The organism is Marinobacter sp. E2 (genome assembly GCF_055755345.1).
On sequence record NZ_CM146911.1, the window covers coordinates 2116299 to 2131628 of the forward strand.

At 60.9% G+C, this 15330-nt stretch carries 12 protein-coding genes; 1 reads left to right on the top strand and 11 read right to left on the bottom strand.

The genetic code is table 11. The features are described 5' to 3' along the window. Positions 1-27: 27 nt before the first annotated feature. The 10 genes from prpF to AC0J1C_RS09700 form a co-directional block, all read right to left on the bottom strand. On the bottom strand, positions 28-1197 hold the full coding sequence (prpF, locus tag AC0J1C_RS09655; protein ID WP_473043673.1) for a 2-methylaconitate cis-trans isomerase PrpF: 1170 nt from the start codon (positions 1195-1197) through the stop codon (positions 28-30). Beyond that, a complete protein-coding gene (acnD, locus tag AC0J1C_RS09660) occupies positions 1194-3791 on the bottom strand; it encodes a Fe/S-dependent 2-methylisocitrate dehydratase AcnD (RefSeq protein ID WP_473043674.1) in 2598 nt (865 codons plus the stop codon). Before acnD ends, prpF begins: the two co-directional genes overlap by 4 nt. A 142-nt stretch (positions 3792-3933) precedes the next feature. Next, the gene (gene prpC / locus AC0J1C_RS09665) at positions 3934-5064 is read right to left on the bottom strand and encodes a bifunctional 2-methylcitrate synthase/citrate synthase (RefSeq protein ID WP_473043676.1); all 1131 of its coding nucleotides are present in this window, start codon (positions 5062-5064) and stop codon (positions 3934-3936) included. Between the two features lie 124 nt (positions 5065-5188). Then, positions 5189-6076 (bottom strand): methylisocitrate lyase, encoded by an 888-nt coding sequence (gene prpB, locus AC0J1C_RS09670; RefSeq protein WP_473043677.1) that lies wholly within the window; start codon positions 6074-6076, stop codon positions 5189-5191. A 65-nt stretch (positions 6077-6141) separates the two neighbouring features. Next, on the bottom strand, positions 6142-6822 hold the full coding sequence (locus AC0J1C_RS09675) for a GntR family transcriptional regulator (protein WP_473043678.1): 681 nt from the start codon (positions 6820-6822) through the stop codon (positions 6142-6144). A gap of 110 nt (positions 6823-6932) precedes the next feature. Next, positions 6933-8528: an OpgD/OpgG family glucan biosynthesis protein gene (locus AC0J1C_RS09680; protein ID WP_473043680.1), complete on the bottom strand. Its 1596-nt coding sequence runs from the start codon at positions 8526-8528 to the stop codon at positions 6933-6935. Between the two features lie 32 nt (positions 8529-8560). Then, positions 8561-10702 carry a glucans biosynthesis glucosyltransferase MdoH gene (mdoH, locus tag AC0J1C_RS09685; protein WP_473043682.1) on the bottom strand — a complete coding sequence of 714 codons (2142 nt, stop codon included), beginning with the start codon at positions 10700-10702 and terminating at the stop codon, positions 8561-8563. Then, positions 10695-10979 carry a hypothetical protein gene (locus AC0J1C_RS09690; protein WP_473043683.1) on the bottom strand — a complete coding sequence of 95 codons (285 nt, stop codon included), beginning with the start codon at positions 10977-10979 and terminating at the stop codon, positions 10695-10697. Before AC0J1C_RS09690 ends, mdoH begins: the two co-directional genes overlap by 8 nt. Positions 10980-10998: 19 nt before the next feature. Then, positions 10999-12546: an OpgD/OpgG family glucan biosynthesis protein gene (locus AC0J1C_RS09695; RefSeq protein WP_473043684.1), complete on the bottom strand. Its 1548-nt coding sequence runs from the start codon at positions 12544-12546 to the stop codon at positions 10999-11001. A gap of 118 nt (positions 12547-12664) precedes the next feature. Further along, positions 12665-13798, bottom strand: coding sequence for a ShlB/FhaC/HecB family hemolysin secretion/activation protein (locus AC0J1C_RS09700; protein ID WP_473043685.1), 1134 nt, complete (start codon positions 13796-13798; stop codon positions 12665-12667). A 348-nt stretch (positions 13799-14146) separates the two neighbouring features. Here AC0J1C_RS09700 and galU point away from each other — a divergent pair, with 348 nt between their 5' ends. Further along, a complete protein-coding gene (gene galU / locus AC0J1C_RS09705) occupies positions 14147-14986 on the top strand; it encodes a UTP--glucose-1-phosphate uridylyltransferase GalU (protein ID WP_091985747.1) in 840 nt (279 codons plus the stop codon). Between the two features lie 14 nt (positions 14987-15000). Here galU and AC0J1C_RS09710 read toward each other — a convergent pair whose 3' ends face one another. Then, complete coding sequence (locus AC0J1C_RS09710; protein ID WP_375191781.1) at positions 15001-15237, bottom strand: hypothetical protein; 237 nt, start codon at positions 15235-15237, stop codon at positions 15001-15003. Positions 15238-15330: the final 93 nt, after the last annotated feature.

A 15330-nucleotide genomic window follows, 5' to 3' on the forward strand; every position in this document is an offset into this window, starting at 1 on the left:
AGTGTAAAGCAACCCGACAGTCCCGGATTACTGGGGCACCCTCACCCAACCTTCCATCAACACCCGGGCACTCCGGCTCATGATCGCCTTGGTTGCCGTCCACTGCCCGTCGACCTGCTTGGCCTCCGCGCCTACACGCAAGGTGCCGGAGGGATGCCCAAAGGTCACGTGGGTGCGATCACCGCCGCCCGCCGCCAGGTTCACCAGGGTTCCCGGAACCGCCGAGGCGGTCGCAATGGCCACCGCAGCCGTACCCATCATGGCGTGGTGCAGCTTGCCCATGGACAGCGCCCGCACCAGTACATCCACGTCTCCGGCACCGATGTGCTTGCCGCTTGAGGATACGTAATCGGACGGCTTCGCCACGAAGGCCACCTTTGGGGTGTGCTGGCGATTGGCGGCTTCTTCGATGTTCTGGATCAGCCCCATCTTCACCGCACCGTGGGCACGGATGGTTTCGAACCGGGCCAGGGCCTGGGGATCGGAGTTGATGTGATCCTGCAGCTCGGTGCCTGTGTAGCCGATGTCTTCGGCGTTCACGAAGATGGTGGGGATGCCGGCATTGATCATGGTGGCTTTCAGGATGCCGATGCCCGGCACCTCCAGGTCGTCCACCAGATTGCCGGTGGGGAACATGGCGCCCTCACCGTCGGCCGGGTCCATGAATTCCACCTGCACCTCGGCGGCCGGGAAGGTCACGCCGTCCAGCTCGAAGTCGCCGGTTTCCTGCACTTCGCCGTTGGTAATGGGAATATGGGCAACGATGGTCTTTTTGATGTTGGCCTGCCAGATGCGCACGGTGCAGGTGCCGTTCTCGGGGATCCGGTCTTTGGCCACGAAGCCGCTATTGATGGCAAAGGCGCCCACGGCGGCCGTGAGGTTGCCGCAGTTGCCGCTCCAGTCCACGAACGGCTTGTCGATGGAGACCTGGCCAAACAGGTAGTCCACGTCGTGATCGGGCACCGTGGGCTCGGCCAGGATCACGGTCTTGCTGGTACTGGAGGTGGCCCCGCCCATGCCGTCGATCTGCTTCTGGTAGGGATCGGGGCTGCCGATCACGCGTAGCAGCAGTTTATCGCGGGCCTCGCCCGGTACCTGCGCGGCTTCCGGCAGGTCCTGCAGCCGGAAGAACACGCCTTTGGAGGTGCCGCCACGCATGTAGGTGGCGGGGATTTTGATTTGCGGCGCGTGTGTCATGCGGCCCCCTCGGATTCCAGGAAGTCCTGGGCGAAGCGCTGCAGAACGCCACCGGCCTTGTAGATGGACACTTCCTCGGCGGTATCCAGCCGGCAGATCACGGGCACCCGCTCGGTGCTGCCGTTCTTGCGATGGATTACCAGCGTCAGCTCGGCGCGCGGCGCCGGTGTGCCTTCCACATCGTAGGTTTCGGTGCCGTCGATGGCGAGGGTGTTGCGCGTAGTGCCTTCCTCGAACTGCAGCGGCATCACACCCATACCCACCAGGTTGGTGCGGTGGATGCGCTCGAAGCCCTCGGCCACAATGGCTTCCACGCCGGCCAGCGCCACGCCCTTGGCGGCCCAGTCACGGGAGGAACCCTGGCCGTAGTCGGCGCCGGCAATGATGATCAGCGGCTGCTTGCGTGCCATGTAGGTCTCGATGGCTTCCCACATGCGGGTTACCTTGCCTTCCGGCTCGATGCGCGCCAAGGAGCCCTGCTTCACGTTGCCGTTCTCGTCCCGAACCATTTCGTTGAACAGTTTCGGGTTGGCAAACGTGGCCCGCTGGGCAGTCAGGTGATCGCCCCGGTGGGTAGCATAGGAGTTGAAGTCCTCCTCCGGCACGCCCATTTTGTGCAGATATTCACCGGCCGCGCTGTTCATCAGGATGGCGTTCGACGGCGAGAGATGGTCCGTGGTGATGTTGTCCGGCAACACCGCCAGCGGACGCATGCCCTTGAGGGTCTTTTCACCGGCCAGTGCGCCTTCCCAGTACGGCGGGCGGCGAATGTAGGTGCTCTGGGGCCGCCACTCGTAAAGCGGGTTGGTGTTGGCCTGGGCATCCCGGGTAATGTCGAACATCGGGATGTATGTGCTGCGGAACTGCTCCGGCTTCACGCTGGATTTCACGATGGCATCGATTTCCGCGTCATCGGGCCAGATGTCCTTCAGGGTGACGGGGTTACCGTCCTTGTCGTAGCCCAGGGCATCTTTCTCGATGTCGAAGCGGATGGTGCCCGCAATGGCGTAGGCTACCACCAGCGGCGGTGACGCCAGGAACGCCTGCTTGGCGTAGGGGTGGATGCGGCCATCGAAGTTCCGGTTACCCGAGAGTACTGCCACGGAATACAGGTCCCGGTCGATGATCTCCTGCTGAATTTTCGGATCCAGTGCACCGCTCATGCCGTTACAGGTGGTGCAGGCAAAGGCCACCACACCAAAGCCCAGCTGCTCCAGTTCCGGCAGCAGCTTGGCCTCCTCCAGGTACATCTTGACGGTCTTGGAACCCGGCGCCAGGGAGGTCTTCACCCAGGGCTTGCGGGTCAGGCCCAGCTTGTTGGCGTTCCGGGCAATCAGGCCGGCCGCCACCATGTTCCGGGGGTTACTGGTGTTGGTGCAACTGGTGATGGCTGCGATGATGCAGGCGCCATCCGGCATCTTGCCTTCTTCCTGTTCCCACTCACCGGCAATGCCGCGCTCGGCCAGCTCGGAGGTGGGCAGGTGCGCGTGTGGGTTGGAGGGGCCCGCCAGGGTGCGCGTTACCTTCGACAGATCAAACTTCAGCACACGCTCGTATTCTGCGTTCTTCATGCTGTCGGCCCAGAGGCCGGTTTCCCTGGCGTACTTCTCAACCAGAGCCACCTGATCGTCTTCGCGGCCGGTCAGCTTCAGGTAGTCGATGGTCTGGCCGTCGATGTAGAACATGGCGGCGGTGGCGCCGTATTCCGGTGTCATGTTGGAGATGGTAGCCCGGTCGCCCACGGAGAGGCTATCGGCCCCTTCACCGTAGAACTCCAGGTAGGCGCCCACCACGCGCTCCTTGCGCAGGAACTCGGTGATCGCCAGCACCATGTCGGTACCGGTGATGCCCGGCCGCAGTTTGCCAGTGAGCTCAACGCCCACGATGTCCGGCAGGCGCATCATGGAGGCACGGCCCAGCATCACGCTCTCGGCTTCCAGGCCGCCTACGCCCACGGAAATAACGCCCAGAGCGTCCACCATGGGGGTGTGGCTGTCGGTGCCCACGCAGGTATCCGGGAAGGCAACGCCATTACGGTTCTGCACCACCGGCGACATCTTCTCCAGGTTGATCTGGTGCATGATGCCGTTGCCCGGGGGAATCACGTCCACGTTCTTGAACGCGGTCTTGGTCCAGTTGATGAAGTGGAAGCGGTCGTCGTTACGGCGGTCTTCAATCTGGCGGTTCTTCTCGAACGCGTCCTTCTCGAAGCCGGCGTGCTCCACGGCCAGGGAGTGGTCCACGATCAACTGAGTGGGTACCACCGGATTGACCTTGGCCGGGTCACCGCCCTTCTCGGCGATGGCGTCCCGCAGGCCAGCCAGATCCACCAGCGCGGTCTGGCCCAGGATGTCGTGACATACAACTCGCGCCGGGTACCAGGGAAAGTCCAGGTCGCGACGGCGCTCGATCAGCTGCTTGAGGGAATCGGTCAGCATGGCCGGATCGCAACGGCGCACCAGCTGCTCGGCCAGGATCTTGGAGGTGTACGGCAGTTTGTCATAGGCGCCAGCCTGGATGTCCTCCACGGCCTGACGGGTGTCAAAATAATCCAGGTCGGTGCCCGGTAGGGGTTTGCGGTAGTCGGTGTTCATGGGCAGTACTCGGAAATTGGATGTGTTGATCCCCTCTCCCCTGGCGGGAGAGGGTCAGGGAGAGGGGGGGAAACCGAGCATTTCGGAGTTTGCATCCCCTCTCCCCCAGCCCCTCTCCCGCCTGGGGAGAGGGGAGCTTAATTCACGGCCGTTCGTCAATCGGCACCCACTTGGCATCCGCCGGGCCGGTGTAATCAGCGCTCGGGCGGATGATGCGGTTGTTGGCCCGCTGCTCTTTCACGTGGGCGGCCCAGCCGGATACGCGGGACATCACGAAGATGGGCGTAAACAGTTCGGTGGGGATGCCCATGAAATGATAGGCCGATGCGTGGAAGAAGTCGGCGTTGCAGAACAGCTTCTTCTCGCGCCACATCACTGCCTCGCAGCGCTCAGACACCGGGTACAGCACGGTGTCCCCTACTTCTTCCGCCAGCTTCTTCGACCACTGCTTGATGATGGCGTTGCGCGGGTCGGATTCCTTGTAGATCGCGTGGCCGAAGCCCATGATCTTTTCCTTGCGCTCCAGCATGCCCAGCAGGCCCGCTTCGGCCTCGTCCGGGGTCTTGAACTTCTGGATCAGGGCCATGGCCGCTTCGTTGGCACCGCCGTGCAGCGGGCCGCGCAGCGAGCCGATGGCGCCGGTCACGCAGCTGTGAATGTCAGACAGCGTCGAGGCGCACACGCGAGCGGTAAAGGTGGAGGCGTTGAACTCGTGCTCCGCATACAGGATCAGTGAGACGTTCATTACCCGCTCATGCAGCTCGCTGGGCTTCTTGCCGTGCAGCAGCTCCAGAAAATGGCCGCCGATGGAATCCACGTCGCTGTCGGTTTCAATGCGCACGCCCTCGTGGGCGAATCGGTACCAGTAGGTGATGATGGACGGGAAAACCGCCAGCATGCGGTCGATCTTGTCGTCCTGCTCGCTGAAGTCTTCCTCGGTTTCCAGGTTGCCCAGCATGGAGCAGCCGGTGCGCATCACGTCCATCGGGTGGGCGTTCTTGGGAATCTGCTCGAGTACGGTTTTCAGGGCCGCGGGCAGGCCGCGCAGGCTCTGGAGCTTTTTCTTGTACGCGTCCAGCTCCTGGCGGTTCGGCAGTTTGCCGCGCAGCAGGAGATAAGCGATTTCCTCGAACTGGGCTTTCTCCGCCAGGTCGGCGATGTCATAGCCGCGATAGGTGAGGCCTGCGCCGCTCTTGCCGACTGTACACAGGGCCGTTTCGCCGGCCACCTGGCCACGAAGGCCCGCGCCGCTCAGTTGTTTTGCTTCAGCCATGGTTGTTCCCCCATTTGTATCTTGTCTGGTGTGTCGGATTACGGCTTTGCCTAATCCGACCTACATCATTGATGCCGAATTTTTGTAGGTTGGATTAGCCAAGGGCGTAATCCAACAAACCTGATCAGCCTTTACTTTGCTTGAAAAGCTCGTCCAGCTTCTGTTCAAACTCGTGGTAGTTCAGAAAATCGTACAGCTCCATGCGGGTCTGCATCAGGTCTACCACGTCTTTCTGGTCGCCCTTTTCGAGGATGTTCTGGTAAACGGTCAGGGCCGCCTTGTTCATGGCACGGAAGGCGCTGAGCGGGTACAGGACCATGTCGGCGCCGGCCTCGGCCAGTTCCTTGCGGTTGTACAGCGGTGTGGCACCAAATTCGGTGATGTTGGCCAGGATGGGCACGTCCAGGGCTTCAGAGAACGCCTTGTAGTGCTCCAGTTCGGTCACCGCCTCGGCGAAGATGCCGTCGGCGCCGGCGTCGATGCAGGCCTTGGCACGTTCAATGGCGGCCTCAAGTCCTTCTTTCTGGAACGCATCGGTGCGGGCCATGATGAAGAAATCGTCGTTCTCACGGGCATCCACGGCGGCCTTGATGCGGTCGACCATTTCCTCCTGGGAGACAATTTCCTTGTTCGGCCGGTGGCCACAGCGCTTCTGGGCAACCTGGTCCTCAATATGGACAGCAGCAACGCCGGCGCGTTCCATCTCGCGGATGGTGCGGGCGATGTTGAAAGCGCCACCCCATCCGGTGTCGATGTCTACCAGCAGCGGCACGTCGGTGGCTGCGGTAATCCGGCGAACGTCTTCCACCACGTCGTTCATGGTGGTCATGCCCAGGTCCGGCAGGCCGTAGGAGGCGTTGGCTACACCACCGCCGGAGAGGTAGATGGCCTGGTGGCCGACTTTCTCGGCCATCATCGCGGCGTAGGCATTGATGGTGCCTACGATCTGCAGAGGATGGTTGTCTTTGAGCGCCTTGCGAAAGCGGGCGCCGGGGCTGAGTTTGTTGGACATGGTGTTGGCCTCTTCTCTTTTGGATTCTTGTTGTCGGATTACGCCTTTGGCTAATCCGACCTACGTTAGATGGTGATTTCGCCTTCCTGGATTTTCTTTTCAATGTTTTGTCTGGCGGCATTGATATGTCGTTTCATCAGAAATTCGGCGAGCTCGCCGTCGCGCTGGGCGATGGCCTCGACGATACGGCGGTGTTCACCGAGTGCCCGCTGGGGGCGCCCGGTGGAGGTGCTTAGCCGGTAGCGGTACATGCGCACCATGTAGTAAAGATCACCGAGGAGCATCTGGGCCAGCTTGGTGTTGCGGCTACCGGTGGCAATTCGATGGTGGAAGTCGTAGTCGCCCTCGGCCTGGTAGTAGGCCTGCCCCTGGGCTTCGTCAATCATTCGCTCGTGGCTGTCGAGGGTGGCCTGGAGATCGGCAATCTCCTGATCGGTCATGCGCTCGGCCGCCTGGCGCGCGGCGAGGCCCTCCATCACTTCCCGGATGCGGTACAGCTCCATCAACTCGGACGCACTGACGGAAACCACCTTTACACCCGCATGGGGTCGCCGCACCAGCAGGCCCCGGGATTCAAGGCGTCCCAGAGCTTCCCTCAGGGGGCCGCGGGTAAGGTTGAAGCGGGAACACAGCTCCAGCTCACCGATTTTCTCACCGGGAGCCAGATCGCCCTTTACGATGGCCGTTTGCAGACAATCGAAGGCTTCGTCAGCACGCGTGTAGGTAGGAGACAGGATTTCAGGCATAGTTTGTCAACAAAACCCAGGTTATTTTGCGCAAATCTACGCCTGGATCCATGGATTGTCAACAATGCGAAGGAAGCGAACCCCGGAATTGTAAACATCCGGGGGTTCACTCAGTAGAGCCGGCGCTCCGAAGCCGGAGGCGGCGAATACTGGTAAAGCCAGGTTTCCGAAAGCGCCTCGTCGCCCAGACGCAGGTAAAGGCGGATATTAATGGGCTCCTGCGAGTCATCGGGCACCAGGTCGAACATGGCCCGGTAGCCATTGATTGCTGACAATGGCCGGGCCGAGGTGATTTCCACATCTCCACGGCTGACGCTAATCACGGGCTCCACCTCCGCCTCTTTGCTCAGCATCTCCAGCGCCCCGCCGGCAAAGTCCACGGCAAAACGCCAGGAAAAGTACTCGCGTTTCTGGCCGACAACCCCGCCCAGTCCGGTGCGCGTGGCCTGCACCGTGGCCAGCTCCCTCGGACGAACGGGGGGCTCGGCGCCCCAGTGGAGGCGATAGCTGTACAGATATTCCTGGCCTGGCTGCATAGGGTTCTGGGGATGCCAGAAGGCAACGATGTTGTCGAAGGTTTCATCCACCGTCGGAATCTCCACGAGATCCACACTGCCCTTGCCCCAGTCGCCTTTGGGCTGCACCCAGACACTCGGCCTGCGATCGTAGAATACGCCGTCGTCCTGGTAGTGGTCGAAGTTGCGATCACGCTGCAACAGGCCGAAGCCACCCGGATTGTTGTCCTGAAAGCTGTTGAAGCGCAGGCTGGCCGGATTCACCAGGGGCCGCCAGAGCCATTCCCCTGCGCCGGTGAGCATCGACAGACCATCGGAATCGTGGATTTCCGGGCGCCAGTCGTAATCCATGCGCTGGCTGTTCTCGCCCACCTGATACATGCTGGTCAGCGGCGCAATGCCGGCACGGGTAATCTCCCGACGCGGGTAGAGTGCAGCATCCACGTCCATCACCATATTGCGCCCGGGGTCCAGCACAAAGGCATAGGCGCCGGTGACGCTCGGCGAGTCCAGCAGGGCCCATACCCGCATCACCTGGCTCCCCGGAGCCGGTTTTTCGAGCCAGAACTCCGAGAACCGGGGGAATTCCTCCTCCCGGTTCATGCCGGTATCAACGGCAAGCCCGCGCGCCGACATGCCGTACTGCATTTCAGAGCCCACCGCACGAAAGTAACTGGCGCCCAGGAACGCCGCCAGATCGAGCGAAAAGTTGTTGTGATAGTGGACGCGGAAGCCGGCATAGCCCAGATCTTCCGGGAGGTCGCCGAGCGGCTGCTCGCCTTCGTAGTCGAAAAGGTCGGGTTGATAGGCCAACTGGCGGGCCTGCCCTTCCTCCACTTCATGGATTTTCACCGGTTCCTGAAAATAAAGCCCCAGATGGAAGAGCTGAACCTGAAAAGCGCTGTCACTGTCACGCCAGAGTGCCTGATCTTCGCGAAAGCGAATGGCCTGGTAATCGTCCCACGACAGTGTTTTCAGAGACGGCGGCAATTCACCCTTGTGAGAAACGTACTCCTTCCCGGCCAGTTCCCGGGCGCGGCCCTTCAGCCAGGCATAACTGAAAGGCTGGGCCTCGCCGCCGGCAACCGATTTGACCCTCGCCCCGAACACCGTTGGCGCCAGCGGCACCGCACTGCTGCCCACCAGCGCAGCCAGAACCTTCAACACACGTCGCCTTTCGATCTTGTCCATTCCGGCTCCTCCGTCTCTTCTGCTCAACAGATTCATGTCGCCCCACCTTCCGGTTGCGCCAATGTTCCAACACTTCCCTGGAGTGATTTCCTTCGCAGGCACTGCCCCCAGTAACTGTTGTCTGGCGCGCGCCAGGCGCCTTCGTGCAAGGCTGCGAGGGATTGCCTGTCACGGGCAAGGTCGCTCCGTTCGCCGCGGTTGAGCGCATCGGGTCCGTCCACGAGACACCGGGCAACTGCGGCTTCAAGATGCCTGCGCCTTGGCCCCCTGCGATGATCGCGCGCCAGCGCCTGATGCAGGCGATTCAACCGAGGATCCAGCACCGCCTGCTCAAACGGGCGCCAGACCTCACTGGGTGCTCTCGCCTGGCGGAACCTGCGCGCGTCGGCGAGCATGGGCCTAAGAGGCTCTTTCTCTTCGGGCACTCGCAACAGATCGAGCCCCCGGAGTGCATCGCCAGGCCCCTTGCGGCTGATAAAAACCGCCGTGGGCGCGGCCAGAAGCAGCGGAATGGCCACCGGCAGGGACCACAGGAAGAACATGGTGTCGAGGCTCCAGGCAAACGCCGACCAGCAGCCGCCCACCAGCATTCCAGGGAACTGGGCCGCCAGCGATTTGCGCCAGGTGGTTTCCTCGGTACGGTTCTGGCCGGCCCAGGACAGGGACAGGCTGAACAGGGCCACCAGTACGTGCCGGCTGTGTGCCCACATTCTTACCGGCGCCAGCAGAATCGAGATCACAATTTCCAGCAATACGCTCCCGAACAACTTCAGGAACCCGCCGAAATCACGGGCGTAGCGGTGGCACAGGGCATCCAGCAGGGCCAGGAACTTTGGCAGGAACAGCAGGGCAAAGGTACTCAGGGCCAGTATCAGCGCCCAGCCTGGCCGCCACTCGGGCCAGAGCGGGAACGGCCCCTGATGGCCCTCGGGGAAATATTCGATCGGCGCCAGTGTCATGCGCGCAGCTTCGAGTGTGGTCAGCACCAGAAACCCAAGCCACAGGGGCGAAGCCAGGTATGCCATGGCGCCGTTGAGGAACGCCATTCGATGGGCAAACCGCAGGCCCGGTTCCCGCAGCATCACCCAGAGGTGTTGAAGATTGCCCTTGGCCCAGCGAAAGTCGCGGGTCAGCTCATCTTCCAGGGTGGGCGGCGACTCTTCAAAACTGTTGCCCAGCCCGGTTTCCAGCCACACCTCGTACCCGGCCCTTCCCATGAAGGCCGCTTCCACAAAGTCATGGCTCATGATCGGGCCGCCAAAGATTCCAGGGCCGCGTAGTTTGGGGAGCCCGCAATGCTTCATGAAGGGCTCGATTCTCAGGATGGCGTTATGGCCCCAGAAGGCCGCATCGCCCATCTGGATGGCCGCAAGCCCCGTGGCAAACAGGGTGGAATAGAACCGATTGGCAAACTGCTGGATACGCGCGAAAAAAGACTCGGCATTGATGATCGTGGGATTGGTCTGCAGAATGCCCACGCCCGGCTCCCGCTCCATCAGCCGCACCATGCGCACGATGGTGTCACCGGCAAGCAGGCTGTCGGCGTCCAGCACCACCATGTACCGGCAGCGGCGCCCCCAGCGGCGCAGGAAATCCGCAACATTGCCACTCTTGTAGTTGAGATTTACTGATCGTCGCCGATAGAACAGGCGCCCTTCTGCCCCCAGTTCACTGACCATCTCCGCCCATACCCGCTGCTCCTCGAGCCAGACATCCGGATCGCGACTGTCGGAGAGAATATAGAACTCGAAGTGTTCGATCAGCCCGGTACGCTCGATGTCCCGGTACACGGCTCTGAGACCGCTCAGGGTCCACTGCACGGGCTCATGGTAGATCGGCAGGACAATGGCAGTTTTTGCCAGCGGCGTGGCTGCCAGGGCGTCCTCCGAGTGGCGCCGTAACAGCGCGTGCCTGTCCCCACCAGTAAGACGCAGAAAAAACCCGAACACCGCTGTCCAGAAGCCAACGGCAATCCATGCGTAGAGAATGGCGAAAAGCGCGGTCATGCCAATCTCTACCCAGGTTCCGCCGTGATACGGCAGCACCCAGAGCAGGTAGTAGCTGGCCACCGCCGTTTGCCCAAGTACGAAGACAATCAGCAGGGCGCGGCGAAAAAAGGCGATATGGCGCCAGCGGTGTGCCCGCCCTGGCATCTCAACAGCAACATCAGCCATGGGCAGCGTACCCGATGCTGCCGCGTGAAAGCGCAGGTGTCACTTCAGGCGACTGGTTTTCGGGGAAAGGAAACTCACACGGAAGACGATCCATGGCCATGCGGAGCAGTTGGTTCTCGAGCTCCTCTCCCGCAACACCGGCCGCCTCCAGTTCGGAGAGAAGGCGGTCAATCATGGCCAGCAAGGTTCGGCAATTGGCCGTGGTCATCGGAACCCCGGAGGCCACCAGGTAACCGGATGTCCGGATCAGGGTCAGATGCAGCACGTTAACGTTCATCGAGACTCCTTGTTACCGTTCAGTCTGGAATGCCGGATATTCCCGAAGACGGCCCCGGGGAATAGGTCCAGGTTTCGGTTAATGGCTTGCCCTCAAGACTGAGGAAGCCCCGTAACGACAACGCCTTGCCAGCGGGCGGGCGAACCAACACCGACAACCTCCAGACATCACTGGCGGGCACGTACTCCACAAAGTGCTCAACCACCTCTGCGCCCTCGTTGGCGCTCACCTCACTGACTACGGGCGCCCCCGCTTTCAGGGCACTGAGCTCCCGGCCCCGGAAATCAACAATAAACCGGTAGGCGCCCAGATCTTCAGGTCCACTTCCGGGTGACTTCCGGCCCAGAAATGTATGCACGGCGCGGCCGGAGGGATGGCCCGCAATATCCGGGGCACCAAACTTCAGTTCGTACTCGAAGCGTTTGCTACCGTCGGCCTTTATTTGTTCGTCGGGTCGCCAGAAGGCAACGATGTTGTCGTTGGTTTCCGCGCCTGAAGGGATCTCCACCAGGACCACCGACCCGGCTCCCCAGGATTCGCTGGGCCGGACCCAGGCGCTGGGACGCAGATCGTAGCGGGCTTCGCTATCCTGAAACTGATGAAAAGCACGATCCCGTTGCATCAGCCCGAACCCTGCCAGCTCCTCAACCTGATGAAAGCTCAGATGCAACTGAGCAGGATTAACCAACGGCCGCCAGAGCCACTCACCGGACTTGCCGTCATGAATCAGCAGGCCGTCTGAATCGTGCGCCTGGGGACGCCATTCTCCCCGTGGCGGCACGGAGTTTTCGCCGAAATAGAACATGGATGTCAGCGGTGCAAGGCCCAGCTGCTCAATGTTTTCCCGGAAGAAAAGCTCGGCCGTCACATCCACCCGCGTGCTCTCACCTGGCCGGATCACAAATCGGTAGGCACCAGTAAGGCTGGGGCCATCAAGCAGTCCGTACACCACCAGCGTTTCGCTTCCGGCAGCCGGACGTTCAATCCAGAACTCCTTGAACGACGGAAACTCCTCGCCCGATGGCAGACCGGTATCCACCGAGATACCCCGAGCGGACAGGCCAAACCGCTGGTCCTTGCCGACGGCGCGAAAGTAACTGTTGCCGGCAAACACCATGAACGGCTCGCCGGCGGATGCCTTCTCGGGCGTAAAAAACAGCCGGAACCCGGCGTAACCAAGGTCTGCGGGAATGCGCTTGGCGAGCTCGGGGTTGGGGTAGGTAAAATCTGTGCGATCAAAATTGACCGGCCTCACGCCCTCGCTGTCAATCTGGTTGATGGTCACCGGGTGCCGGTAATGAGCACCCTGGGCGACCATCGCCACCTGAAACCGGGAGCGCCCGCCCTGCCAGAGGCGAGCTTCCGGTTTGAAGCCAATGGCCTGGTAAGTGGCAAAGTCGATTGTCCGGAGAAACTCCGGTGCCCGCGAGGGTGCCTGGTAGTCACTGCCCGCCAGCTTCTCCGCCTTGCTGAGCACATCGTCATAGCTGAATGCGCTCACCATCGAAGGCAGCGCCAAAAGCAAAAGCGCCACCAGGTGGGGTTTCGGTAATCCTGAACCTTTCATGCAGAAAATCCCTTCTGTGCCATGAAAAGAATGTAGCACCTGGTGTTGGCATCGCCTCAAGTGACATCTTCGTAACACCTTGAAAGGATTGTTCTGTGGTGGGTAGCTGAGGGTAGGCTTACATGACCATGGACAGGGACAGGGAGACGTCGGGAGTGTCCGGGCGCTCCATCGCTTCACCGGAGAGGTCGAGAATCTGGCCAACACTCATGCTGGCGTTAAAGCCCCGGCCCTCGAGCTGCAGGGCAATTTCTCCGGAGCTGGCCTCGAAATTTCTCAGGCCGGTTTTCCGGGCCGGCGCCCATCCTCTCAGCACGGAAAACGTGACTCGGGAATTGAGCGCCGATGTGAAGGGAATGGCATAACCCGGGCTCCGGGCATTCATGCGCAGCCACCCGCCCTCGGCCACGTGCATCGACTGGCCGTTGAACCCGTGCATCATGGCGGGCCCTGCAATCTGGAGGTACTGTGACGAAGCCAGTTGCGGCGGCGCTATCTGGTAACGGCCCTGAACGCCCAGATCCCAGGCACGCCACGAGCGATTGAGCGATGCCCCCAGTGTTACCCGGTAGAACCCGGCGGACTGCTCGCTGATGTCGGTCGACGTTGTGGTTTCGAGCCTCTCGAATCCCGCCAGTGCGACCGCCATGGAGCCCGCCCGGAAGCCGCCCGCCAGTTCCCGCTGCCCTGAACACTTCAGCGCAAGGCTGGAAAGCTGGTGTTCTGTTTCCGATGTCCAGGAAGACTCCTCGAACCAGTCACTGGTGCCGGTGGCATGGCTGAACACGCCGTCCACTTCAAAACCCTCCCAGGACCACAGCGCCCGACTGCCGGAAAGATCAAGGCCCCGGTAATCAACCCGGGTATCCAGCTGCTGGCCCGAACGGGTAGTCACGAGGTGCTGGTCGGTTTCTTTCACAGTCAGATCAAAATCGACGCCGCCCACCGGAAATCCGTAGCGTAACGCCAGCGACTGCCATTCGCCGCCTTCGGTCCGGGACACCGAATCCTCGAAGTCCAGGGCAATATCGTGGCGGGAGAGGATCATGTCATTGCCGGCCATGCGCAGCCTTCCGTTGGCCGACTCATCGGTGTGAACGGAATCGCCCGAGAATTGCAGCGTGGAGGCGAGATAGTGGGTAACGGATCGAAGCAGGCTTTCCGGATACTGTGTCCAGACTGCCAGGTTCTCGGGTACCGCGTCCGCCAGTGAGACCGCACTGGCGGGAGCGCACCAAATTAGTGCAAACAAACCGTACTTACGCAACGCAAATGTCTCGGGGCCGGAAGAAAGATTACCGACACTTTAAAAGACCGACAGTCCTCAGACCATCCCATATTTCCAAAACTTACAATTTTAATGTTTCGGAAAACCAGTTACTTACAATCGAATATGAAAGTTGTATCTGAATGTATACCGGCGTTGCCCAGGAACACCCGATGATACGCCCGGTTACAAAACCAGCCTCCCCCCTGCATTTGTGGCAACAACTTGGGTAAACTCGGCACACTTTGTGATTGAACAGCTGAAAAGGCCCCACTACAGCGTCGTCACTGCGAAGCCACAGGCCGTGAAACCGAACATCAAAGGACGAAACCCATGATCAAGAAATGCCTGTTCCCCGTTGCCGGCTACGGCACCCGATTCCTGCCCGCCACCAAGGCCATGCCCAAGGAAATCCTGCCAGTGGTGAACAAACCCCTGGTCCAGTACGGGGTTGAGGAAGCGGCAGAAGCCGGCATTCATGAATTCGGCTTTGTGACCGGTCGCGGCAAGCGCGCCATTGAGGACCATTTCGACATCAGCTACGAACTGGAGCACCAGATTGCCGGTTCCGGGAAAGAGGATCTGCTGACCTCCATCCGCGAGCTGATCGACAACAACAGCTTCGCGTTTACCCGCCAGAACGAGATGAAGGGCCTCGGCCATGCCATCCTCACTGGTCGCAACCTGGTGGGTGACAGCCCCTTCGCCGTGGTTCTTGCAGACGACTTCTGCATCGGCCCAGAAGGTGAAGACGGCGTACTGGCGCAGATGGTCAAGCTCTACAACCAGTTCCGCTGCTCGATTGTTGCCATCGAGGAAGTACCGGCCGACGAGACCCACAAGTACGGTGTGATTGCCGGTGAATCCATGAAAGATGGCCTGTACCGCATTACCGACATGGTGGAGAAGCCGGCGCCCGAGGATGCACCCAGCAACCTGGCGATTATTGGCCGGTACATCCTCACGCCGGATATCTTCGAGATCATCGAGCGCACGCCCGCCGGGAAGAACGGCGAAGTTCAGATTACCGATGCCCTGCTTGAGCAGGCACGCAACGGCTGCGTACTGGCCTATCAGTTCAAGGGTCGGCGGTTTGATTGCGGCAGCATCGATGGCTTTGTGGAAGCCACCAATTACGTGTACGAGAATATCTACAAGAAGGGCAAGAAGTAAGGTCCGGGCCCGCCTCAGCGGGCCAGTAACTGCAGGATCATGCGCCGGTTCTCCGCCGTTGTTCGGCGAAACCGGCGTAGCAATTCCACTTCCTCCGCTGTCAGCTGTACCTTGTCCAGCACATCTTCCAGCTCCTCCAGAGATTCCAGAAGCTCGTCACTGCGGTCCAGGGCAATGCCCGGGAGTTCCAGTTGCCCATCGTCTCCGGGCGCTTCCGGATCCCAGTGCTGAATGGGGTGCATGTCCTGCATGGCCCTGACCTCGTCATTGAATCCGGCGCACACTGGCCGGAAAATGCCCTGAGAAGTGAAACAAACCGAAAATGTAACGTACATATAGCCAGA

What these genes read in the sequence shown, in the direction of transcription:
- prpF (WP_473043673.1), bottom strand. Translation starts at nt 1,197, where the DNA reads ATGACACACGCGCCGCAAATCAAAATCCCCGCCACCTACATGCGTGGC.
- acnD (WP_473043674.1), bottom strand. Translation starts at nt 3,791, where the DNA reads ATGAACACCGACTACCGCAAACCCCTACCGGGCACCGACCTGGATTAT.
- prpC (WP_473043676.1), bottom strand. Translation starts at nt 5,064, where the DNA reads ATGGCTGAAGCAAAACAACTGAGCGGCGCGGGCCTTCGTGGCCAGGTG.
- prpB (WP_473043677.1), bottom strand. Translation starts at nt 6,076, where the DNA reads ATGTCCAACAAACTCAGCCCCGGCGCCCGCTTTCGCAAGGCGCTCAAA.
- AC0J1C_RS09675 (WP_473043678.1), bottom strand. Translation starts at nt 6,822, where the DNA reads ATGCCTGAAATCCTGTCTCCTACCTACACGCGTGCTGACGAAGCCTTC.
- AC0J1C_RS09680 (WP_473043680.1), bottom strand. Translation starts at nt 8,528, where the DNA reads ATGGACAAGATCGAAAGGCGACGTGTGTTGAAGGTTCTGGCTGCGCTG.
- mdoH (WP_473043682.1), bottom strand. Translation starts at nt 10,702, where the DNA reads ATGGCTGATGTTGCTGTTGAGATGCCAGGGCGGGCACACCGCTGGCGC.
- AC0J1C_RS09690 (WP_473043683.1), bottom strand. Translation starts at nt 10,979, where the DNA reads ATGAACGTTAACGTGCTGCATCTGACCCTGATCCGGACATCCGGTTAC.
- AC0J1C_RS09695 (WP_473043684.1), bottom strand. Translation starts at nt 12,546, where the DNA reads ATGAAAGGTTCAGGATTACCGAAACCCCACCTGGTGGCGCTTTTGCTT.
- galU (WP_091985747.1), top strand. Translation starts at nt 14,147, where the DNA reads ATGATCAAGAAATGCCTGTTCCCCGTTGCCGGCTACGGCACCCGATTC.
- AC0J1C_RS09710 (WP_375191781.1), bottom strand. Translation starts at nt 15,237, where the DNA reads ATGCAGGACATGCACCCCATTCAGCACTGGGATCCGGAAGCGCCCGGA.